The sequence below is a fragment of the Saccharopolyspora tripterygii genome (assembly GCF_054778355.1).
The window spans coordinates 1-21,509 of sequence record NZ_BAAGZP010000029.1 but is presented as its reverse complement, the minus strand read 5'-3'; the positions used below and the strand labels follow the sequence as shown (position 1 = coordinate 21,509).

General features: G+C 70.0%; 19 protein-coding genes. 9 read left to right on the top strand and 10 right to left on the bottom strand.

From position 1 onward, the window contains the following. Positions 1-70 precede the first annotated feature (70 nt). Together ACYVF3_RS21645 and ACYVF3_RS21640 are read left to right on the top strand one after the other, a co-directional pair. Complete coding sequence (locus ACYVF3_RS21645) at positions 71-898, top strand: HTD2 family dehydratase (RefSeq protein ID WP_461156065.1); 828 nt, start codon at positions 71-73, stop codon at positions 896-898. Positions 899-956: 58 nt separating this feature from the next. Continuing rightward, positions 957-3,236 (top strand): molybdopterin-dependent oxidoreductase, encoded by a 2,280-nt coding sequence (locus ACYVF3_RS21640; protein WP_461156064.1) that lies wholly within the window; start codon positions 957-959, stop codon positions 3,234-3,236. A gap of 314 nt (positions 3,237-3,550) precedes the next feature. On the opposite strand, the gene ACYVF3_RS21635 is transcribed toward ACYVF3_RS21640, so the two are convergent. The 4 genes from ACYVF3_RS21635 to ACYVF3_RS21620 all read right to left on the bottom strand — a co-directional run bounded on the left by ACYVF3_RS21635 (position 3,551) and on the right by ACYVF3_RS21620 (position 9,082). Beyond that, entirely contained in the window at positions 3,551-4,471 is a 921-nt protein-coding gene (locus ACYVF3_RS21635; protein ID WP_461156063.1) for an AEC family transporter, read from the bottom strand. A 185-nt stretch (positions 4,472-4,656) separates the two neighbouring features. Further along, positions 4,657-7,812 (bottom strand): arabinosyltransferase domain-containing protein, encoded by a 3,156-nt coding sequence (locus tag ACYVF3_RS21630; RefSeq protein ID WP_461156062.1) that lies wholly within the window; start codon positions 7,810-7,812, stop codon positions 4,657-4,659. A 228-nt stretch (positions 7,813-8,040) separates the two neighbouring features. Next, a complete protein-coding gene (locus ACYVF3_RS21625) occupies positions 8,041-8,166 on the bottom strand; it encodes a hypothetical protein (RefSeq protein ID WP_281290238.1) in 126 nt (41 codons plus the stop codon). A gap of 397 nt (positions 8,167-8,563) precedes the next feature. Further along, the gene (locus tag ACYVF3_RS21620; protein WP_461156061.1) at positions 8,564-9,082 is read right to left on the bottom strand and encodes a hypothetical protein; all 519 of its coding nucleotides are present in this window, start codon (positions 9,080-9,082) and stop codon (positions 8,564-8,566) included. A 138-nt stretch (positions 9,083-9,220) separates the two neighbouring features. Between ACYVF3_RS21620 and ACYVF3_RS21615 the strand changes: the two genes are divergently transcribed. Next, on the top strand, positions 9,221-9,772 hold the full coding sequence (locus tag ACYVF3_RS21615) for a heme-binding beta-barrel domain-containing protein (RefSeq protein ID WP_461156060.1): 552 nt from the start codon (positions 9,221-9,223) through the stop codon (positions 9,770-9,772). Between the two features lie 129 nt (positions 9,773-9,901). Here ACYVF3_RS21615 and ACYVF3_RS21610 read toward each other — a convergent pair whose 3' ends face one another. Continuing rightward, a complete protein-coding gene (locus ACYVF3_RS21610) occupies positions 9,902-10,105 on the bottom strand; it encodes a cold-shock protein (protein ID WP_125088080.1) in 204 nt (67 codons plus the stop codon). Positions 10,106-10,455: 350 nt separating this feature from the next. Here ACYVF3_RS21610 and ACYVF3_RS21605 point away from each other — a divergent pair, with 350 nt between their 5' ends. Further along, positions 10,456-11,568: an LLM class flavin-dependent oxidoreductase gene (locus ACYVF3_RS21605; protein ID WP_461156059.1), complete on the top strand. Its 1,113-nt coding sequence runs from the start codon at positions 10,456-10,458 to the stop codon at positions 11,566-11,568. Here the strand turns inward: ACYVF3_RS21605 and ACYVF3_RS21600 are convergent, their stop codons facing one another. The 3 genes from ACYVF3_RS21600 to ACYVF3_RS21590 form a co-directional block, all read right to left on the bottom strand. Beyond that, complete coding sequence (locus ACYVF3_RS21600; protein ID WP_461156058.1) at positions 11,569-12,189, bottom strand: L-threonylcarbamoyladenylate synthase; 621 nt, start codon at positions 12,187-12,189, stop codon at positions 11,569-11,571. Between the two features lie 199 nt (positions 12,190-12,388). Beyond that, positions 12,389-13,012, bottom strand: coding sequence for an HNH endonuclease family protein (locus ACYVF3_RS21595; protein ID WP_461156057.1), 624 nt, complete (start codon positions 13,010-13,012; stop codon positions 12,389-12,391). Positions 13,013-13,128: 116 nt separating this feature from the next. After that, complete coding sequence (locus ACYVF3_RS21590) at positions 13,129-14,349, bottom strand: MFS transporter (protein WP_461156056.1); 1,221 nt, start codon at positions 14,347-14,349, stop codon at positions 13,129-13,131. 223 nt (positions 14,350-14,572) lie between these two features. Here ACYVF3_RS21590 and ACYVF3_RS21585 point away from each other — a divergent pair, with 223 nt between their 5' ends. From ACYVF3_RS21585 to ACYVF3_RS21565, 5 genes are all read left to right on the top strand, one after another. Next, entirely contained in the window at positions 14,573-16,144 is a 1,572-nt protein-coding gene (locus ACYVF3_RS21585) for a long-chain-fatty-acid--CoA ligase (protein WP_461156055.1), read from the top strand. After that, the gene (locus ACYVF3_RS21580) at positions 16,141-16,917 is read left to right on the top strand and encodes an SDR family NAD(P)-dependent oxidoreductase (RefSeq protein ID WP_461156054.1); all 777 of its coding nucleotides are present in this window, start codon (positions 16,141-16,143) and stop codon (positions 16,915-16,917) included. The genes ACYVF3_RS21585 and ACYVF3_RS21580 overlap by 4 nt, the downstream gene beginning before the upstream one ends. A 192-nt stretch (positions 16,918-17,109) precedes the next feature. Next, a complete protein-coding gene (locus ACYVF3_RS21575; RefSeq protein WP_461156379.1) occupies positions 17,110-18,084 on the top strand; it encodes an NAD(P)H-dependent flavin oxidoreductase in 975 nt (324 codons plus the stop codon). Positions 18,085-18,097: 13 nt separating this feature from the next. Then, positions 18,098-18,637 carry a PadR family transcriptional regulator gene (locus tag ACYVF3_RS21570; RefSeq protein WP_461156053.1) on the top strand — a complete coding sequence of 180 codons (540 nt, stop codon included), beginning with the start codon at positions 18,098-18,100 and terminating at the stop codon, positions 18,635-18,637. Further along, positions 18,634-19,050, top strand: a complete 417-nt coding sequence (locus ACYVF3_RS21565) for a nuclear transport factor 2 family protein (protein WP_461156052.1) — start codon at positions 18,634-18,636, stop codon at positions 19,048-19,050. Before ACYVF3_RS21570 ends, ACYVF3_RS21565 begins: the two co-directional genes overlap by 4 nt. Before the next feature lie 181 nt (positions 19,051-19,231). On the opposite strand, the gene ACYVF3_RS21560 is transcribed toward ACYVF3_RS21565, so the two are convergent. Then, positions 19,232-20,020, bottom strand: a complete 789-nt coding sequence (locus ACYVF3_RS21560) for an endonuclease I family protein (protein ID WP_461156051.1) — start codon at positions 20,018-20,020, stop codon at positions 19,232-19,234. Between the two features lie 134 nt (positions 20,021-20,154). After that, entirely contained in the window at positions 20,155-21,279 is a 1,125-nt protein-coding gene (locus ACYVF3_RS21555; RefSeq protein ID WP_461156050.1) for an MFS transporter, read from the bottom strand. Positions 21,280-21,509 lie beyond the last annotated feature (230 nt).

Here is a 21,509-nt window from a genome sequence, read left to right as displayed (position 1 = left end):
CGTGAGGTGGTGACCTGCGCGCCCCGTGGTCGCACGACCGCGTCATCGCGAAGCGAGGAAGGAGGACTCCGTGCTGGAGGAGTATCTGCGGGAATGGCGTCCGCGTCCGGTGGTCGAGCACGACGCCCTGGCGCCGGAGCAGTCCAGCGCGCTGGCCCACGCGCTGGAGACCTCGCCGCCGGTGGACGTCCTGCCGCCGCTGTGGCACTGGGTGCACTTCCTGTCCTGGCCACCGCACTCCGAGATCGGTCCCGACGGGCATCCGCTGGACGGTGACTTCCTGCCGCCGGTGCCGGATCGGCGGCGGATGTTCGCCGGCGGCCGGATCACCATCGCCGAACCGCCGCGGCTGGGAGTGCCCGCCGAGCGCACCACCGAGCTCGGCGGTGTCTCGGTCAAGCAGGGGCGTTCGGGTGAGATGGCCTTCGTCACCGAGCACCGCGAGATCCACCAGGACGGGCGGCTGCACATCACCGAGGAGGTCGACTTCGCCTACCGCAGCGGGGAGAGCGGCAGCAAGAACCCGAACCGGTTGCCTCCCACCGACTTCCCCGCTTCCGACGCCGCGTGGCAGCGGCGGTTCGTGGGCGATCCGACGCGCTTGTTCCGGTTCAGCGCGCTGACGGCCAACACCCACCGCATCCACTACGACGAGCCGTACTGCCGCGAGGTGGAGGCCTACCCGGGGCTGGTGGTGCACGGGCCGCTGCTGGTCCTGCTGATGACCGAGCTGGCGCGCGAGCACGGCGGCGACATCGGCGAGGTGTCCTACTGGCTTCGCCGACCCGTCTTCTCCGGGGATCCGGTGCTGGTGTGCGGCGATGAGGACGGCGCGATGTCGGTGCGCTCCGACCAGGTCGCCGCGGAGGCGTCGGTGACGTTCACCGTGCCCCGGTAGCATCGGGCGGAACCACGAAGTCGCAGGTCGGAACGTGCCCGGCCAGGAGAGGGGCCGGATGTCGACCGAGCAGTGGGTGCCGACGACCGCGCACTGGGGGGCCTACGAGGCCGCAGCCGACGGCGAGGGCGGGGTCCGGGTCCGCCCGCATCCCGAGGACCCGGCACCGTCGGCGCTGATCGACAACGTTCCCAGCATCGCGCGACACACCACGCGCGTGCGGCGGCCGGCGATCCGGCGCGGCTGGCTCACCGGCGGCCCCGGCCCCTCGTCGCAGCGCGGCCGCGAGGAGTTCGTGGAGGTCGACTGGGACACCGCGCTGGACCTGGTCGCCGCGCAGCTCGACCGGGTGCGCAACGAATCGGGTAACGAGGCGATCTACGGCGGCTCGTACGGCTGGAGCAGCGCGGGGCGCTTCCACCACGCGCAGAGCCAGCTGCACCGCTTCCTCAACACCATCGGCGGCTACACGGCCTCGCGGAGCAACTACAGCTTCGGCACCTCCGAGATCCTGCTGCCGCACGTGGTGGGCAGCTCGGCTGCCGTGCTCGGCTACGCCGACAGCTGGGCGACGGTGCGCGAGCACACGGACCTGATCGTGGCCTTCGGCGGCGTGCCGGTGAAGAACACCTGGGTCAACCCCGGCGGTGTCGCCCGGCACAGCACCGCGGCCGCGACGGCGGATCCCGGGGTGGAGGTCGCGTCGATCAGCCCGCTGGCCGACGACGCTCCCGGCGGCGGGCGCTGGTACTCGATCGAACCCGGCACGGACGTGGCCATGCAGCTGGCGCTGGGGCACGTGCTGCTCACCGAAGACCTGCACGACACCGAGTTCCTGGACCGCTGCTGCACCGGGTTCGACGTGTTCGCCGGTTATCTGCGCGGCGACTCGGACGGCGTGCCGAAGACGCCCGAGTGGGCGGCCCGCATCTGCGGTGTCGAGGCGGACGAGATCCGCGCGCTGGCCCGCCGAATGGCGGCGGGGCGGACGCTGGTGACCGTCACCTGGTCGCTGCAGCGCGCGGTGGGCGGCGAGCAACCGGTGTGGGCCGGGATCGCGCTCGCGGCCATGCTCGGTCAGATCGGCCTTCCGGGCGGTGGTTTCGGGCACGGCTACGGGTCGATGGCCGATGTCGGCGGCGACGGCCCCGCGCTGCAGATTCCGACGCTGCCGCAGGGGACCAACCCGGTCAGCGCGTTCATCCCGGTGGCGCGGATCGCCGACATGCTGCTGCACCCGGGAACCGAGTACGACTTCAACGGCTCCCGGCTGACCTACCCCGACATCCGGCTGGTGCACTGGGCGGGCGGCAACCCCTTCCACCACCACCAGGACCTCAACCGGTTGCGTCGCGCGTTCGCCCGGCCGGAGACCGTGGTGGTGCACGAGACGCACTGGACCGCCACCGCCCGGCACGCCGACGTCGTGCTGCCGGCGACCACGACCCTGGAGCGCGAGGACCTGGGCGCGGGACGGCGAACGACCCACCTCACCGCCATGCACCGCGTGCTCGACCCGGTCGGCGAGGCGCGCGACGACTTCACCATCCTGGCCGGGCTCGCCGAGCGCCTCGGCGTGCGCCGGCGCTTCACCGAGGGGCGCAGCGCTCGCGGCTGGGTGGAACACCTCTACACCCGGTGGCGCGACCAGCTCACGCGCCTGGGACACGACCTGCCGGAGTTCGACCAGTTCTGGAAGGCCGGGGAGGTCCGGCTCCCGCAGATCCCCGAGGACCCGCCGCTGGTGCGCTTCCGGCGCGACCCCGAACGCGAACGGCTGCACACGCCGAGCGGGCGCATCGAGCTGCACTCGGAGAAGGTCGCCTCGTTCGGCTACGGCGACTGCCCCGGTCATCCCGCGTGGCTGGCGGGCGAACGCGACGCGCCGCTGCACCTGATCGCCAACCAGCCACGGACGCGGTTGCACGGGCAGGGCGACGTGGGCGCGGTGAGCCGGGATTCCAAGGTCGAGGGTCGGGAGCCGATCACGCTGCACCCGCAGGACGCCGCGGCGCGCGGGATCGCACAGGGCTCGGTGGTGCGGGTGTTCAACGATCGCGGCGCCTGCCTCGCTGGGGTCGTGCTCAGCGATCGCGTCCGGCCGGGTGTCGCGGTGCTCTCGACCGGCGCGTGGTTCGATCCGCAGCCCGACCCGCAGCACCCGGGACAGGAGCTGTGCGCCCACGGCAATCCCAACGTCCTCACCGCAGACGTCCCCGCCTCGCGCCTGTCCCAAGGCTGCGCCGGCCAACGCACCCACGTCGACGTCGAACCCGCCGAAGCCCCCATCCCCCACGTCAAGGCCCACACACCTCCTCCGCTCACCCCGGAGCCGTGACCTCGCCCGCTCCCAGTTTTAGTCCAAACTGAGCCGACATTTCGGACATGATCATGGCTCGGTTCGGACTAAGGAGTCGTTTCAGAATGCGGCGGAGCCGCTGTTTCAGGTGTGGGACTCAGCTGGCACCGCCGCGGGTTCTCACACGTCGTCTGGGTGAGGACGCCGCGACGCCGTGTATTGGCATACATCAGGAGTGGCGCCCGGAGGCCAGGCGGCGTGTGAGGTTCCGCCACCCGCACCGCCAAGCAAGGTGATTCTGCAACGACCCCTAAAACTGGGACCTGCCGGGGACGTTCCCCACCCGGAGGCGGTCAGCCCAGCAGGGCGGTGACCGTGACGAGGACCGGGACCGAGAGGATCGTGGAGAGCAGGATCGACTCGCGGGCCAGGCGGACGCCGACGTTGTACTTCGAGGCGTAGACGAAGAGGTTCTGGGCGGCGGGAAGAGCCGAGATCACCACCGCCGCGAACAGCGGTGCCCCTTCCAGGCCGAACAGGCCCGCACCGATCGACCAGGCGATCACCGGGTGCACGAACGACTTCAGCGCCACCGAGACCAGCACCGGCCAGCGCTCCGCACCGCCCGCCGGGAGCTGCGAACCGCGCAGCGAGACGCCGAAGGCGAGCAGCACGGTGGGCACCGACAGGTGCCCCAGCAACGTCAGCGGCTCGGCGACCGGCCCGGGGATTCGCCATCCCAGCAGCGACAGCGAGACGCCGAGCAGGGAGCAGATCACGATCGGGTTCCTGAACGGCGCCAGCACCCGGAGCCACACCGAGGACGTCTCGCCGGCCTGCGTGAAGTCGATGACGGTGAGCCCGATCGGCGTCATCACCAGCAGCTGGAACAGCATCACCGGCGCGACGAGGCTCGCGTCGCCGAGGACGTAGACCGCGACCGGGATGCCGAGGTTACCCGCGTTGACGTAGCTGGAGCACAGCGCTCCGATGGTGGTGCGCCGGACGTTCCACCGCCGCCACAGCGCGATCAGCACGAACAGTCCGGCCGCCGCGACCGTGCTCAGCGCGGTGACCAGCAGCGGAGTGGAGAACAGCACGCGCACGTCGGATTCCGAGAGCATCTGCAGCAGCAGCGCCGGGGTGCCGACGTAGAAGGAGATCTTCGTCAGGACCTCGCGCCCGCTCTCGCCGAGCACCTCGGTACGCCCCAGCACGTAGCCGACCAGAACGATGGCGCCGATGACGCCGAAGCCCTGGATCACACCCGACACGACGCCTCCACCCCGGGCGCGCGGTCCACTGTGGAATCGCGCGCGAAGCCTTTGCGGTCCTTCAACGCGGCTTTCGGCGCTCACCGCAGCCCCATCGCGCTGGCGCCGACACGTTAGCGATCCTAATCGATCACCCGCGCGGGCGCGGTGCCCGAATGGCCACTCTCACACCGTGCGCAGGGCCGTCAGCTCTCGTTGCCGACGATCGCCGGTTCCACCGTCCGCAGGTCGGTGCGCCCGTCGGACGTGGGCACCCGGCCCGGCAGCTTCACGGCGTCGGTGAGCGGACCCGGGCTCCAGTCGCCCCAGTGGGTCTCGCGCCGCACCTGCACCGCGGCCTCAGCTCCGACGGCGTCGGGGTTGTACGGGTCGACGACGTAGATCGCGCCCCAGTCCCGGTTCGGCGAACCGTGCAGGTAAGCGGGCATCTTCCGGACGCTGGCGCCCACGTTGAGCCAGCCGAACGGGCCGCCGCCGGCCGGTGCCGACCAGGTCTGGCCCATGTCGCGCATGATCCCGCCGCCGGCGATCCGGAAGCGCGGCATCTCGAAGACACCGTTCTGGATCTTCGCCGGCTGCAGGCACGGGTGCACCAGCGCGGCCGGCCACTCGACGAACGTGGGCTGGCTGCCGATCAGGTTCGTCATCGTGGTCAGCACCGGTGCGCGAGGTGCGCTGAAGGCCAGCCAGCCGCCCTCGTCGGTGCGCTGGTCCGCCGCGACGACCCGGACCTTCTCGGCTCCGCGCACGTCGAACCGCGCGTGCTGCCAGGAACCGCTGTCGAGCTTCAGGTCGCGGTGGCCGCTGATCTGGAACCCGCCGGGCAGGTCGCGACCCCATTCCACCCGCACCGCGTTCGCGCCGGTGGACGAGCCCGCGAACGCCATCACCACCGGCGTGGTGCCGTCGGCGGCCTGCGGGGGCACGTCGTACCAGGGGGTGCGGATCTCCCCGGTGCTCGCCGCGTCCGCGTCGAAGCTCCCCCAGACCGGTGCGTCGTCGCCGCCGTAACCGAACGGCGGCGCGAACTCGGCGCTGTCGGGATAGCCGAAGCGGTGGAACCCCTGCTGCTCGTCGCGCAGGTAGTCGGGCGGCTGGGCGGGATCGCTGGACACGCGCGGCTGGGTGGCCGATGGGGCGAGGACGCCCTTGCGCGGGTCGGCTTCGACGTCGATGTAGTCCGACAACCCGCAACTGCGCCCGGCGATCTGCTTGATGTTGTCGAGGCCGAGGCTGTAGCTGTCGCGCTGCTTCTCGATGCCCACGGTGAACAGTCCGACCTCGACGATCAGGCACAGCGCGCAGGTGATGGTCAGCGGCGCCGCACCCAGGCTCAGCACCCGCTTGCGCGCGGTCGGCGTGAGCACCGGGGGCTCGTCGTGACGCACGTGCTCGATGAAGGCCACGACCAACCCGAGGAACCCGATGGCCAGGAACGCCGTGCTAGCGCTGCGCCCGTCGAGGCTGGGAGCCTTGTCGAACCACGGCACGCCCCAGCCGGAGACGTACCACCAGGAGTTGGTCCCGGTCACCGACAACGAGCACACGACCATCAGACCGGCGAAGAACCCGGCCCGGTTGCGCCGGGAGCGCAGGACGGCGGCGCTGGTGGCCAACGCGGTGAGCGCGGCCAGCACCGCCCCGATGGCGGCGAACACGCCGAAGTGGTGGGTGTGCTTGGTCGGCGTGGCCGCCAGGACGGCGAAGCTCAGCACCGCGATGCCCAGCATCCGGCGGCTCGGCCCCAGCGCCGCGCCGCGGATCTTGCCGCGACGCAGGAACACCACGCCGCTCGCCGCGATGCACAGCAACAGCAGCAGCACCGGGAAGCGCCTGGTCAACGATCCGTCGGGCCACTTGTCGAACAGCTTCTCGTAGCGGCCGAGCTCTTCGTACCAGGAGTCGTTCGGGCCGAACTCGGTCTTGAGCTCGATGGAGTCCAGCACGGACTGCAGGGTCTGGTCGAAGAACACCCCGACCAGGATCACGAGCCCGGCCGCGGCGATCGGGGCGAGCACCGGCAGCGCACCGATCTCGCGGATGCGCCGCGACAGCAGCCGCAGCAACGGCTTGGAGGCGGCCAGGAACGGCAGGGCAGCGACCATGCCGTGCGGGTTGGCGCCCAGTCCCAGCGCAGCGGCCAGCAGACCGAGGGCCGCCGGGGTCAGCCGTTCCGTGGCCACCGCGCGCTCGACCGCGCACACCGACAGCAGGAAGAACACCACCACGACCGGTTCGGGGCGGAGTCCGTTGTTGTAGGGAAGCCAGAAGGCGAGGAAGACGGCGGCGGCCGCCCAGCCCGCGGACTCGCTGCGCCGGACCTGCTGCCCCAGGCGGGGCAGCACGCCGCGGCTGAGCAGCAACCAGCTCACGACGCCGAGGAACAGCGCGGGCAACCGCACCCACGGCGTGGCGGCGGAGATCTGCACCCACACCGCGTAGATCTCGTAGAACCAGCCGAACGGCGATTCGGGATTGCCGAACCAGCGGAAGTAGTTGGTGACGTACCCGGCGTCCGGGGCCGCCCGCAGCATGGTCAGGATGTAGCCGTCGTCGGCGGTCATGGCGCCGATCAGCCACCACACGGCCAGGGCCGCGAACACCACGAAGTCGCGCACGCCCAGGCGCCACCACCCGACCGGCAGGCGGCGCACGGGGTTGCGGACCTCCAGCTTGCGCAGCGCGAGCACCGCGCCGAGGAAGCTCAGCACCGCCAGCACCATGGCGGTGGTCTTCAGCAGCGTGGGAGTGGTCGAGAAGCGGGTGTCGACCCCGGCCTGGAAGTCCAGTCCGCGCACGTCGTCGCGCTGGTCGTCCAACTGCGAGTAGATGCCGGTGAGCTGCGGGCGCTGGTCGCCACCGACGGAACCGATCGGGACGCCGCCGACCTCGGCCCTCGTCTGGCCCGCATCGGAGCTGATGGTGATCGCGCAGTCGCCCGCGGGCAGCGCCGTCGAGCCGACCTGGTGACCGCGGGCGAAGAAGTTGACCTGGCCGTTGTCGACCTGGAGCGTCAGTCCGGTGGTGCCGCCGTAGGTGCCCGAGGGCGCGTTGGTGGCCAGCAGCTCGCCGGCTCCGTTGATGCGGGCGTCGAGGCTGCGGGCCGACGCGCAGGGCACCGTGGCGTTGAGCCAGAGCGGCGCGTGGCTGACCAGCGGCGCGGACACCGAGCGGGTGCCCTCGGCGGTCGGCCAGCGCAGGGTCGTGGTGTCGTGGTTGACGGGCAGCAGCGGAACGGCCACCGCCAGCAGCGCCGACAGCAACCCGAGCACTGCCGCCACGACGCGCGCGCGTCGCCGCGCCGGGTCACGACGCGTGAACCGCGTCGAACGCTGACTCACGCGCTCGCCACCTAACCTCGCAGGACTTGCTCCTCGCAGAGCTTAAACGGTGACCTCGTACCGTTCGTCCCTGGCGGGGCAACAACGAGGCGGCGACACCTCGTCGAGGTGGGCACCGGGACGTCGTTCGCGCGCTCCGGCCGGTTGATCGGCACCGCTGCGGTGGTGCGGACCGGAGTCCGAGACCCCGCCGCTCGCACCGCTGCGCGGTGAGACCGCGGAGGAGGATCAGGCTGCCAACGCCGGCTCCAGGTCTCCGGTCATCGGGTTGCGGCGGGCGTCGAACAAGTACCCGACCCAGAACCCGATGACTCCCGCACCAACGACAGCCAACGTTCCGACAGCACGCACCATGGGAGCTTTCCTCTTCTCAGCGGCGCCCGATCCACTGGACCCGACCTTTCGCTTTCAAGGGGAATGCTCAACCCGCCGGGTAGCAGCGCCGTGTCACAAACGATAACCGGCCGTAAATTGGCCGACCACGCCACCCCTCGGAAATATCCCATCACGGACCGTCATTCCGCTCACCCGCGAATGGAGTAGTCCGAGCTCGTTGGTGAGCGTCACCAGGGCCTTCGTGAGCTGCCCGCATCCGACGCATCGGACTGCGGGCCCGAACCGCCACCCGCCCGTAGTCGTCGTGATGATGCGGATCACTTTCCGCCGGTTGTCCTATGTCACTCTCTCGGGCGCGCATTGCGAAAATGGCTCGGAATTGACGGTCGCGCGGAGCCCGGGAATGACGCCGAGATCAAATGTTGATCTGCGCCAGCCCGCGCTCGTCCCAGGTCGCCTCGGGCCACGGCCTGCGGGCCGCGGCGAGGATCCTCGCCGCGGCTTCGGTGATCTCCCCCGCGGCCGCGGCCATCGCGGCCACGTCACCGGCGTGCTCCTCGGGTTCGAGCCCGGCCCGGCGAAGCAGCGGGGTGAGGTCGCCCAGCACCCGGGACAGCCAGCCGATCGGGTCGGCAGACAGTGCGGCGTCGAAGACGCGATCACCCGGTTCGCCGTCGGACATCTCCGGGTGCCAGTGCATCCGATCGGCCGCGTGCGGAGCCGATTCCAGCAGGTCGAAGCGGCAGATCCCGCGGCTGAGCCACGCCGCCCTGGACGAGTAGATCGAGCCGGCCTCGGCCGATTCCGACAGGCCGCGCAGCTCGAGGCGGACCCCGCGCTCGCGAACGCCCGGTTCACCGGCACGCGCGGGGTCGGCGAAGTCGACGCCTTCCACGGTCACCGCCAGCCTCTGGAAGCAATAGATCCGATACACACCAGAACACAAGCACAGCACCGCACGCGACGACAAGGATGATCACCGGTTGCTCGCAACGTCCACAGTGGATTTCCCAGATGCCGGTACGGGTGTGCCGGTGCGCTGGGTCCCCGGTGCGGCTTCTACGCTGCCGGGGTGAGCACCCCCGAGGAATTCGCGCTGCAGCCGATCCCCGCCGACACCACCGACCTGAGCGACGGGCCGCCGCTGCACGACGCGTGCACGCCGCTGCGCGACCTGATCGGGGTGTGGCAGGGCGAGGGCGAGGTCGACTACCCGACCATCGACGGCCCGTTCCGCTTCGGCCAGCAGGTGACGATCTCGCACGACGGCCGACCGTTCCTCCGCCACCAGGCCCGCGCCTGGCTGCTCGACGCCGACGGGGCCGTGCTGCGACCGGCGGCCTGGGAGACGGGCTGGTGGCGCCCCGGCGCCGAGGGCCGGCTGGAGCTGCTGCTGACCCACGCCACCGGACTCCTCGAGATCTTCTACGGCAGCGCGGAGACCGGGCGCTGGGAGCTGGAGACCGACGCGGTCCTCGGGACGGCCACCGCCAAGGACGTTCGGGCCGCGCAGCGCTCCTACGTGCGGCGCGGCGACGTTCTCGACTACGCCGAGAGCCGGGCCATGGTCGGCGAACCGATGACCCCGCACGTGTCCGCCGAGCTCCACCGCGCGAACCGCTGAACCGCAAGAAGCCCCGCACTCGAGAAGGAGTGCGGGGCTTCTTGTGTGCGGGCCGTGTGACCGGCTCTGTGAAGTGGAAGGGCCTACCTCAGGAGGCGGGCCTTTCCGGTATTACGTGAGACGCCGTGCTCAGATGACGCGGACGTCGGCCGCCTGCGGACCCTTCGGGCCCTGGCTGACCTCGTAGCTCACCTTCTGGTCCTCATCGAGGCTGCGGAAGCCGCGGGCGTCAATGGCCGAGTAGTGGACGAACACGTCCGGGCCACCGTCGTCCGGGGCGATGAAGCCGAAGCCCTTTTCCGAGTTGAACCACTTCACGGTTCCCTGTGCCATGCTTGCTCTCTCCTTCTGGGAGCCGGTACTACAACAGCCCGTCACACTGCGTGACGACCTGGGTCGCTGACCGAACGGCGACTTGTCCAGCTACAACCAGAAAGCAGCACGCTCGCATCACCATCCTGCGAGTGTGCGCGAACACGACCCCAGAAAAATACGACCGACACGGAGACTACACGGTCCCTCGTGGACACGTCTGCCTCTATCGCTCGGGCGTGTTGTGACCGGCGCCACACTTTCTGCCGACCGACCTGCGCGCGTTCACAGCCCGGCTCCGTGAAGAACGAGATCTTGTCCGGCCCTCCGATTCGAGGTGAAATCGATTCACAATCGAATGAGGAGGGCGGATGTCCAGCACGTTGCTCACCAGCCAGGACTTCAAGCTCGGCCTGTTCTCCCCGAACTGCTCCGGCGGTCTCGCGATCACCAACGTCGCCGACAGGTGGGGCGCGAGCTGGGCGGACAACCTCGGGCTCGCCAGACTCGCCGACGACGCCGGGATCGACTTCGTCCTGCCCATCGCGCGCTTCATCGGCTATCCCGGGAGCTCCGGGTTCCACGAGAGCGTCCTCGAACCCGTGCCCTGGGCCGCCGGGCTGCTCGCCGCGACCCGGCGGATCACGGTCTTCGCCACCGTGCACACCGCCTTCAACCACCCCGTGGTCAGCGCCAAGCAGCTGGCCACGCTGGATCACGTCGGCGAGGGCCGGGCCGGGCTCAACGTGGTGGCGGGATGGAACGAGCCCGAGTACCGCGCGATGGGCCTGCGACTGCCCGAGTCCCACGACGAGCGCTACGCCCTGGCGCAGGAGTGGTGGGACCACGTCCGCGCGCTGTGGACCCGCGAGGGCACGTTCGACCTCCCCGGCAGGTTCTTCGACCTCGAAGGCGTCGCGGCCGCTCCCAAACCGGTCAACGGGACGCTGCCGATGATCAACGCGGGCTCCAGCCCGCAGGGGCGCGCGTTCGCCGCGCGCAACGCCGACTTCGTGTTCACCGCGATCAACGACCCCGACCACGCCGCCGGCGTCGTCGTCGAGCTGCAGCAAGACGCGCGCGCCCGGCACGGTCGCGACGTCGGCGTCATGGCCCCGGCGTTCGTGGTGTGCCGCAAGACCCGGGCCGAAGCCGAGGAGTTCCTGCGGCACTACGCGGAGGACAACGCCGACTGGGACGCCGTCGACGAGCTGATGCGGCTGCAGGGGCTCCACGCGCAGTCCTTCGCCAACGACATCATGGACACCCTGCGCACCCGATTCGCCGCCGGGCACGGGACGTGCCCGCTGATCGGCACGCCGCAGGAGGTCGCCGACGAGATCGCCCGCTACGCCGAGGCGGGCCTGTCGGGAATGGCCCTGGCGTTCCTGGACTACATCGACGAGCTCGAACACTTCGCCTCGGAAGTGCTGCCGCGCCTGGAAGCGAGGGGAATCAGGCTTCCGGTGACCCGGCGCGTCTGATCACTCGAACCGCGACGGGTCACCCGCGCCGACCCGCACCACCTCGGGCTCATCGTTCGAGAAGTCGACGACCGTGGTCGGTTCGACGCCGCAGTCACCGGAGTCGATGACGGCGTCGAGCACGTGGTCGAGCTCGTCCTTGATCTGCCAGCCCTGCGTCAGCGGCTCCTGCTCACCCGGCAGCAGCAAGGTCGTCGAGAGCATCGGCTCCCCCAGCTCCGCCAGGAGCGCCTGCGCGGCGACGTGGTTCGGGATGCGCACGCCGACGGTCTTCTTCTTCGGGTGCAGCAGCCGGCGCGGGACTTCCTTGGTGGCGGGCAGGATGAAGGTGTAGCTGCCCGGCGTGGAGGCCTTGATCGCGCGGAAGACCGCGTTGTTGATGATCACGAACTGGCCGAGCTGCGCGAAGTTCTGGCACACCAGCGTGAAGTGGTGCCGGTCGTCGAGGTTGCGGATGGAGCGGATCCGGTCCATGCCCTCCTTGTTCCCGAGCTGGGCGCCGAGGGCGAAGCAGGAGTCCGTCGGATAGGCGATCAATCCGTTGTCCCGGAGGATGTCCACCACTTGGCCGATCGAGCGGGGCTGCGGGTTGTCCGGGTGCACGTCGAAGTACTTCGCCATGCGGACAAGCATAGGAGCCGTGTCACGGTTGCGTACCGCAGCCGCACCCGGCGAGTCGATCTCCAGACATCCCCCCGGGGAGCCGGGCAGTTTTGGTCCGAATTGACCGGGCAAACCGGACAATGATCATGGAGGGTTCGGACCAAAACTGCCTGCGGCCCACCACCGGAGGACACCGCCGGGGTCCTCCCGGACGCCGTTACTTGCAGGTGGCGAGCATTTCGGTGAGGGACTTCTTCTCCGCGTCGGTGACGGTGAGGTCGTAGGTCTTCTTCACCGTGATCCAGTCCGTGGCGTAGACGCACCACTGGCCGTGCGCGGTCGGCTTCCAGGTCGACGGGTCCTGGTCGCCCTTGCTGCGGTTGGAGCTCGAATCGACCGCGACCAGCTGCGGGATGCTCATGTCGTTGGCGAACTGCTGGCGCTTGGCGTCGTCCCACTTGTTCGCGCCGCTGCGCCAGGCGTTGGCCAGCGGAACCATGTGGTCGATGTCGATTCCCTTGGCGCCGCTGACCTTGTCGCCGGTGTAGAGGCTGGTCCACGACCCGGAGGTGACCTCGCAGGCGGTGTTGGACTTGATGCCCTCACCGTCGCGGGCCAGGACCGCCTCGCGCGTGTTGCAATTCTTGCCCGCGTCCGGTTGCGGGATCCAGTGCTTGAACTTCTCCCGCGAGTACCCCGTCATCGAGCCCGCCGCGGCGACGTCGAGCTCGGCGAGCTGCTCGCTCGCGGGCCCGGTGGCCGCGCTGACCTTCGAGTCCAGCAGGCCGGATTCGAAAACGAGCCACATCGCTCCGAGCAGAACCGCCGCCACGACCGACATCCAAACCGGTTTCTTGCTAGCCGACACCCGACTCCCCCTTCTCGGCGAGGTGTTCGACCAATCTGATCATCCGGGGTGCCCGGCGATCACTCCACCACGTGGGTTGTGTGTTCCAGCTAACGATCAGCCGTCAGGCCCAGGGCCGGCCGCTTCGGCACGTACCGCGGTGCGTAGCGCAGCAGCAGGCCCGCTCCGAGGAACCCGAGGACTCCCATGCCGACGCCCGCGATGCCGACGCCGACGAGGGCGGTGAGCCCGGAGATGATCAGCGGTCCGGCGGCCTGGCCGAAGTCGCCGGTGAAGCGCCAGGCTCCGAGGAACTGGGCGGGTCCGGGCTGCGGCGCGAGGTCGGCGCCGAGGGTCATGATGATGCCGCTGCTGGTGCCGTTGGCCAGCGCCAGCAGGATCGCGATCGCCGCGAAGGTGGGCACGTCGGAGACGACGAACAGCAGCACGTGGCCGATGGCCAGCCCGGTCATCGACGGCGCGGCCGCCCACAACCTCCCCCAGCGGTCCATGATCTGCCCGGAGGAGTAGGCCAGCGCGAAGTCGACGCCTCCGGCGATGCCGATGATCAGCGCCGTGGCCGACGGCGGCAGTCCCGCCGCGACCGCGACGACCGGCAGCACGACGTTGCGGGAGGCGCGCAGTCCGCCGAGCAGCGCGGCGCAGGTGCCCATCCGCAGCAGGACACCCCGGTGGCGCGTCATCGTGGTGAGCAGGCCGTCGTGGGTTTCGCGGTCTCCTCCCGCGTCGTCGGCGCCCGAGAGATCACCGGTGCACAGCAGGAGCAGCAGCGTCGCCACCGCGAACCCGATGTGCACCAGGAAGACCACGCGCTTGTCGGGGCTGACGGCCAGCACCAGGGAGGACACGAAGGGGCCGATGAAGTAGCCCGCGCGGAACAGGCCGCCGAGCACGCTGAGCGCTCGGGCGCGGTAGCGCAGCGGGACGCTGGTGGTGATGAACGCGTGCCTGGCCAGCGCGAACACCGCGGTGGCCAGGCCGACGAGGAAGACACTGGCGCCCAGCACCCACGGGTTGGTGGAGAAGTAGCAGCCGAGCAGTCCGGCGATGGACACCAGCGAGGCGAGGATCATCGCGGTCCGCTCGCCGAGCCGGTGCACCAGCGCTCCGCTGGGCAGGTCGCCCACGAGCTCGCCCACCATGATCATGGCGGCGATCAGTCCGAGCGCCCCGAGTCCGGCGCCTTGGTCGGCGGCCACCAGCGGGATCATCGGCAGGATCGCGCCCTCGCCGGTCGCGAACAGCAGCGTCGGGCCGAAGGCCGCGAGCGCAACGGTTTTCAGCTCGAACGGTTGCTTCCCCTCGGTCACGCTGCGTTGACACCCCACCACGAGATTGGCTCGACCACCGGCTCCGATCACCTTTGCACGCCGGGACCAGGGCCGAAACACGCGCGCCCCGCGAAACCCCTTCGCACGAGGTGAAGTTCGTTACCCCCGGGGAGCGAGCTCCGGCGACCGGTCGCCGCCTTGACCGCCCTCATTCCGCACCGCACGATGAGTGCACCCATCACCCCTCAGCGGCGAGGTGACGATGTCCGGACTGCCCGGCCAGGGAATGACGACCAGCGATCAGCTCGCGCGCCACGCGCGCAAGATCCCCGACGAGGTCGCGTTGCGGCACGGCGGGGTGTCGCGCAGCTACGCCGAGTTCGACGACCGGGTCACGCGCCTCGCCAACGCGCTGCGCGACCGGGGCCTGGGCGCGGGCGACCGGTTCGCGGTGGCCACGGCGAACCACCTGGAGACCATCGAGGCCTTCGTCGCCGCGTCGCGGCTCGGGGCGATCTGCGTGCCGGTCAACTTCCGGCTGGTGGCCGACGAGATCGCCTACGCTCTCACCGACAGCGGTGCGCGCGCGGTGGTCACCGACTCGCTGCTCGCCGCCACCGTGGCCGAGGCCCGCCAGAAGGCGCCGGAGACCGGGTTCGCACTGGTCATCGGCGGTGGGGATGCGGGAGCGGAGTCGGTCGAGTTCGAGCAGGCGCTCGCGGGGGCCTCGCCCGAGCACGACGAGGTGGACGTGGACCTGCACTCCCCCGCGTTCATCATGTACACCTCGGGCACCACCGGGCGCCCCAAGGGCGCGGTGCTGAGCCACTACAACCTCCTGATGCACACCTGCGCTCTGCTGATCCACAACGGGACCTCCGACGACGACCGGGTGTACCTGGTCGGGGTGCCGTTGTTCCACATCGCCGGGGTTTCCGGGTTGATGGGTCCGCTGCTGCGCGGTGGCCGGATCGTGCTGTCCTCGTCCGGGCAGTTCGACCCGCAGGAGACGGTCGCGATGCTGGAGCGGGAGCGGATCTCGGGCTGCTTCTTCGTGCCCGCCCAGTGGCAGGCCATCTGCTCGCTCCCGGGCATCGCCGAGCACGACCTCTCGTCGCTGCGGCGGATCAGCTGGGGCGCCGCCCCGGCGTCGACGACGTTGCTGCGCCAGATCATGGACACGTTCCCGCAGGCGGAGCTGGGCACCGTGTTCGGCCAGACCGAGTGCAGTCCGGTGACCACGGCGCTGCGGGCCGAGGACGCGCTGCGCAAGATCGGCTCGGTGGGGACGCCGCTGCTCAACGTCGAGGTGCGCATCGTCGACGACGAGATGAACGACGTCACCCAGGGCGAGGTCGGCGAGATCGTCTACCGGGGTCCGACGGTGATGCGCGAGTACTGGAACAAACCGGAGGAGACCGCGGAGGCCTTCCGCGGCGGTTGGTTCCACTCCGGCGACCTCGTGCGCCAGGACGCCGACGGGTACATCTACGTGGTCGACCGGAAGAAGGACATGATCATCTCCGGTGGCGAGAACATCTACTGCGCCGAGGTCGAGGAGGCGCTGTCCGGGCACCCCAAGGTCGCCGAGGTGGCGCTCATCGGCGTTCCGAGCGAGCGCTGGGGCGAGACTCCCCTGGCGGTGATCGCCCCGCGCGATCCGGCCGACCCACCCACCGACGAGGACGTCGAGACCTGGTGCCGCGCGCGCCTGGCCGGTTACAAGCGGCCCCGCCAGGTCCGCCTGGTCGAGCAGCTCCCGCGCAACCCCAGCGGCAAGGTCCTCAAGACGACGCTGCGAGCCGAGTACCGCGACGAGCAGGAGCGCACGTGAGCGACAAGACCCATCCGTTCGACCTCACCGGGCACGCCTCGCTGGTCACCGGCGGCAATTCCGGCATCGGTCTGGCGATGGCCGACGCGCTGGCGGCCGCAGGCGCGTCGGTGTGCGTCTGGGGCACCAACACCGAGCGCAACGAGACCGCGGTCCGCCAGTTGGAGTCCCACGGCGGGAAAGCCCTGTCGCTGCGCTGCGACGTCGGCGACGAGGACCAGGTCGAGCGGGCGATGGCCGAGACGGTCGGGCACTTCGGACGGCTGGACTCGTGCTTCGCCAACGCCGGGATCGGCGGCGTGGGAAGTCGATTCGTCGACACGGAGCTCAGCGAGTTCCGCCGGGTCACGCGGGTGGACCTGGACGGGGCGTTCCTGACCCTGCGCGCGGCGGCTCGGCAGATGGTGGCCCAGGGCGAGGGCGGCAGCCTGGTGGGCACCTCCAGCCTGGCGGCCCGCCAGGGCCAGCCGCGCGGCCAGGCCTACGCGGCGAGCAAGGGCGCGCTGGTGTCGATGATCAAGTCGATCGCGATCGAGCTGGGACGCCACGGCATCCGCGCCAACGCAGTGCTGCCGGGGTGGGTGAGCACACCGCTGGCCGATCCGATGCTCGACTCCGAGGCGTTCCACCGCAAGGTGCTGCCGCGGGTGCCCGCCGGCCGCTGGGGCGAGCCGGACGACTTCGGTGCGCTGGCGGTCTACCTGGCCAGTCCGGCCAGCGCGTACCACACGGCGGACGCCCTCACCGTCGACGGCGGCTACGTCAACTTCTAGCCGCAGGCACTCATCACCGCAGGTAGGCCCCGAGGTCAGCGCGACCTCGGGGCCTTCTGCCGTCCCGCGCTCCGCCCTATGCAACTCGTTGCATTGCAACAGGGTGCATAGTACCGTCCGAGCTCACCGGAGCGGTTCGATCGAGCCCTGCGGTTCCAGCGGGCAGAAGACTTCAGAAGGGCAGTGAGCAGCGTGCTGCGGACCAAGTTCACCGAGGAGTTCGGCGTCGAGCACCCGATCGTGCAAGGCGGCATGCAGTGGGTCGGCAGGGCCGAGCTGGTAGCAGCCGTTGCCAACTCGGGCGCGCTCGGCATGATCACCGCGCTGACCCAGCCCACGCCCGAGGACCTGGTCAAGGAGATCGCGCGCTGCCGCGAGCTCACCGACAAGCCCTTCGGCGTCAATCTCACGATCCTGCCCTCGATCACGCCGCCGCCCTACGCCGAGTACCGGCAGGCGATCATCGAGTCGGGCATCACGATCGTCGAGACCGCCGGATCCAACCCCGCCGACCAGGTCGCCGCGTTCCAACCCGCCGGGGTCAAGGTCTTGCACAAGTGCACCAGCGTGCGGCATGCGCTCAAGGCTCAGCAGCTGGGCGTGGACGGCGTGAGCATCGACGGGTTCGAGTGCGCCGGGCACCCCGGTGAGGACGACATCCCTGGGCTGGTCCTCATCCCCCGGGCCGCCGACGAGCTGACCATCCCGATCATCGCCTCCGGCGGCATCGCCGACGCCCGCGGCCTGGTCGCCGCGCTGGCGCTGGGCGCGGACGGGGTGAACATGGGCACCCGGTTCATGTGCACCCAGGAGTCGCCGATCCACGACGAGGTCAAGAAGCGCATCACCGAGGCCGGCGAGCGCGACACCGAGCTGATCTTCCGCCCGCTGCGCAACACCGCGCGGGTGGCCAGCAACTCGGTCAGCCGCGAGGTCGTGGCCAAGCTCGACGACGGCGCCGAGTTCGAGGACATCCGCGAACTGGTCGCGGGCTCCCGTGGCCGGAAGGTTTACGACGAGGGCGACACCGAGCTGGGCATCTGGAGCGTCGGTATGGTCCAGGGGTTGATCAACGACGTCCCCACCGTCGGAGAGCTGGTCGACCGCATCGTGACCGAGGCGGGCGACCTCGTCCGCAAGCGGCTCGGGAACCTCGTCGCGAGCTGAGAGGAGACCCGGGTTGTCCCTGGAGTACGCGATCCTGGTGTCGCTGCGGGAGCGCGCGGGTTCGGGTTACGAGCTGGCGCGGCGGTTCGACAAGTCGATCGGGTACTTCTGGGCCGCCAGCCACCAGCAGATCTACCGCAGCCTCAAGCGCATGGTCGAACTCGGCTGGGTCGACTGCGACGAGGTCGCGCAGGAGAAGCGGCCGAACAAGAAGGTGTACCGGGTCAGCGATCCCGGCGCGCAGGAGCTCACGCGCTGGATCGCCGAACCTGCCGCCACCCGCAACGACCTCACCGTGAAGCTGCGCGGGGCGTCGTTCGGCGACCCCTCGCAGGTGCGGGACGAGTTCGCCCGGCAGCGCGACCTGCATGTCCAGCGGCTCTCGCTCTACCGCGAGATCGAGCGGCGCGACTTCCCCGACGCAGCGCAGGAGAAGGGGCAGGTCTTGCACCAGCACCTGGTGCTGCGCGGCGGGATCCGGACCGAGCAGGCACTTCTGGAGTGGTGCGAGGAAGCCATCCGAGCACTCGACGACGAGGAACGAGGACGATGAACGCCGCAGAACGCTTCCGCAGGGCCATCGAGGCGGGCGATTTCGACGCGGCGGTGGACGAGTTCACCGCCGACATCCGCTTCTACAGCCCGGTGAAGTTCACGCCGTTCGAAGGAATCGACACCGTGCGCGCCCTGTTCCGGGTGCTGCAGCGGACTTTCGAGGACTTCCGCTACGTCGGCGACTTCCCCGGCCGCGGCCAGACCCCGGACGGCGAGGACGCCGAAGCCCACGTCCTGCACTTCCGCACGGTCGTGGACGGCAAGCAGGTCGAGGGGATCGACCTCATCCACCTCGACGACGAGGACCGGATCAGCACCTTCACCGTGATGATCCGGCCGATGTCCTCGCTCCAGGTCGTCAGCGAAGCCATCTACAAGGGCCTGGTCGCCGACGGAGTCGTTCCGGGCTGACCAGCGGTCACAAACCCCGTGCGGCGGAGCCGGTTTCCCGCCGTGCGAGCCGACCGACCGGCATCGCCACGAGACCTGAAGCGGTCCTCCTGCGAAAACGCCCCGGCGCCGTGCGCGTTGACGCACGACGCCGGGGCGTCCGGACCAGGAGGACCGCTTCAGGTCCGGGCGCAGCGACCCGTCACCAGATCTCCTCGACCCATTCCGGGTGGTCGACGAACGGGTTCCTGTTGTGCTGGATGTCGGTGAAGATGACCTCGTTGCGGTGCTGCTCGAAGGCGTCCGGCGGATCCTGCTCGTTCCACTGCTTGAGGACCGAGAGCTTCCCGATGTTGGGGTTGCTGCCGTTGCCGACCTGGTCGTTGACCTCGAGGTCGGCGAACCCGTCCTCGCCCTCGTAGCGCACCGACATGTAGAAGATCATGCGGGCGACGTCGCCCTTGACGGCGTCGCGGGGCTCCCACGAGTCGTCGTCGGTGAAGTTGCCCGGGGCTTCGGCACTCTCGGTGCCGCCCATGTCGAAGTCCTTGTTGCCGCGGTCGGAGTTGACCGACACGTCGGTGGGCCGCAGGTGGTGGACGTCGGTGCCGGGACCGGGAACGGTGTCGAAGTCGCCGTGGGACTTGGCCCAGGTGTGCTCGCGGTTCCACTGGTCGGCGTCGCCGCCGTTGGTGTCCTTGCCCTGCGAGCGGCCGCTGTAGAGCAGGACGACGTTCGCGGTGTTGTTCGGGTCCTCGTCGGTGGCCTTGAGGGCTTCCCAGACGTCGTCGTAGTTCAGGGTCGTGACGCCGTTGCTGATGATGCCGTGCAGGGCGGCTTCCAGCTCGGGACCGGTCTTGCCGATGGCGTCCTGGTAGTAGTCGTCGGCGGTGGGCTGCGCGGGCGAGGCCACCGCGACGGCAGCGGTCGGCGCGGCGACGAGCACTGCCCCGCACAGCAGCGATAAGGGCTTCCAGCGGTTGATCTTCATGACTCCCTCTCCCGGTGGTCGAGACGGGGGCAGCGTGACACACGAACGATCACCATTGGGTGACGCAAATCTGGTGAAGAGATGGCGAGAAATGGTCGCCTCCGTGCCGGAAATCCACGACGAGCTGCGCGAACTCAATCAGCGGCGCGAGACCGCCGGGGCCACCAAATGGCAACAACGGGAATCAAAAGTGCCAGCAGCAGACCCGCCAACCCGAATCCCAGCGCCGAATCCCAGTAGTAGAGACCGGTGAACACCGCCGGGGCGGCGGACATCCCGAGGAACCGCCAGGCGGTGACGACCGAGATGGCCCCGCCCCCACCCGTGCCGCCGAGGACGGTCGAGTGCACCGCCACCAGGATCAGCTGGCTGCTCAGCCCTGCCGCCGCCCAGGCCAGCACGACCACCGGCAGCGAGTCGACCAGGCCGATCAGCGCGACGGACAGCGCCGCGGCCGCGACTCCGGTGAACAGCATCGAGCGCACCCCGAAGCGATCGACCGCGCTGCCGGTCAGCCGGGCGCCGAGCACTCCCGCGATCCCGTAGGCGGTCAGTGCCAGGCCCCGCGCGGTGGGTCCGAGCGCGAAGGCGTCGTCGAGGCGGAAGGACACCAGGAACGGCAGCCCGGCCGAGCACATCCAGGCGACGCCGGCGATCGCGCCGCACAGCAGCACCACCGGCGTCCATGCTTCGCGCAGCGGCGGTACACCGCGCCCGTCGGCGGGCTGGGAGTCAGGTGGCAGCGGGCTGACCGCCAGCAGCGCGGCGACGGCGGCGACGCCGACGAAGGCGAACTGCCACGCGCTCTCGGCCGCCAGCCCGCCGACCAGAGGAGCGGTGGTCTGCCCGATCGCCTGCATCGCACCGTAGGTACCCATCGCCCGGCCGAGCCGTTCGCGGGGCGTGCCCGCGGCGATCTTGGCCAGCAGCAGCGGCGTGGTGAAGGCGTTGGCCACGCCTTGCAGCGCGCGGGTGAGCTGGAAGAGCCAGAACCAGGGCGCGATGGCGCCGAGCACGGCCACGACGGCGTAGACGACGTAGGCGGCCCGGATGGTGCGGCTGCTCCCCCAGCGCTCGCCGAGGCTCCCGGACACGAGCATCACCAGCGCGAAGGGCAGCAGGTAGGTGGTGGTCGTGGTGGCGGCCAGGCTCGGCGGGACAGCGAAGTCCGCGCTGAGCTCGGGCAGCATCGCGGCGACGATCCCACCGCCGAAGGGTCCGAGCAGGCCGCCGATGTACAGCGCGATCCGGGTGCTCATCGCGCCACCTCCACACCGCGAACACTCGTTAGCCGCGCGAACGTTAACACCGCGAACGCCACATCGAAGTCCACAGTGGCCGGGATCGCACCGGGACGCAGAACAGGGCAAATCCCAGTTTTAGTCCAAACCGAGGACCCTTCACGCCCGAAATGTCGGCTCAGTTCGGACTAAGTGTGGTGTTCGGGGAGGTTGGTCAGTCGGGTGATGGGTGGTTGGCCTCCGATGGC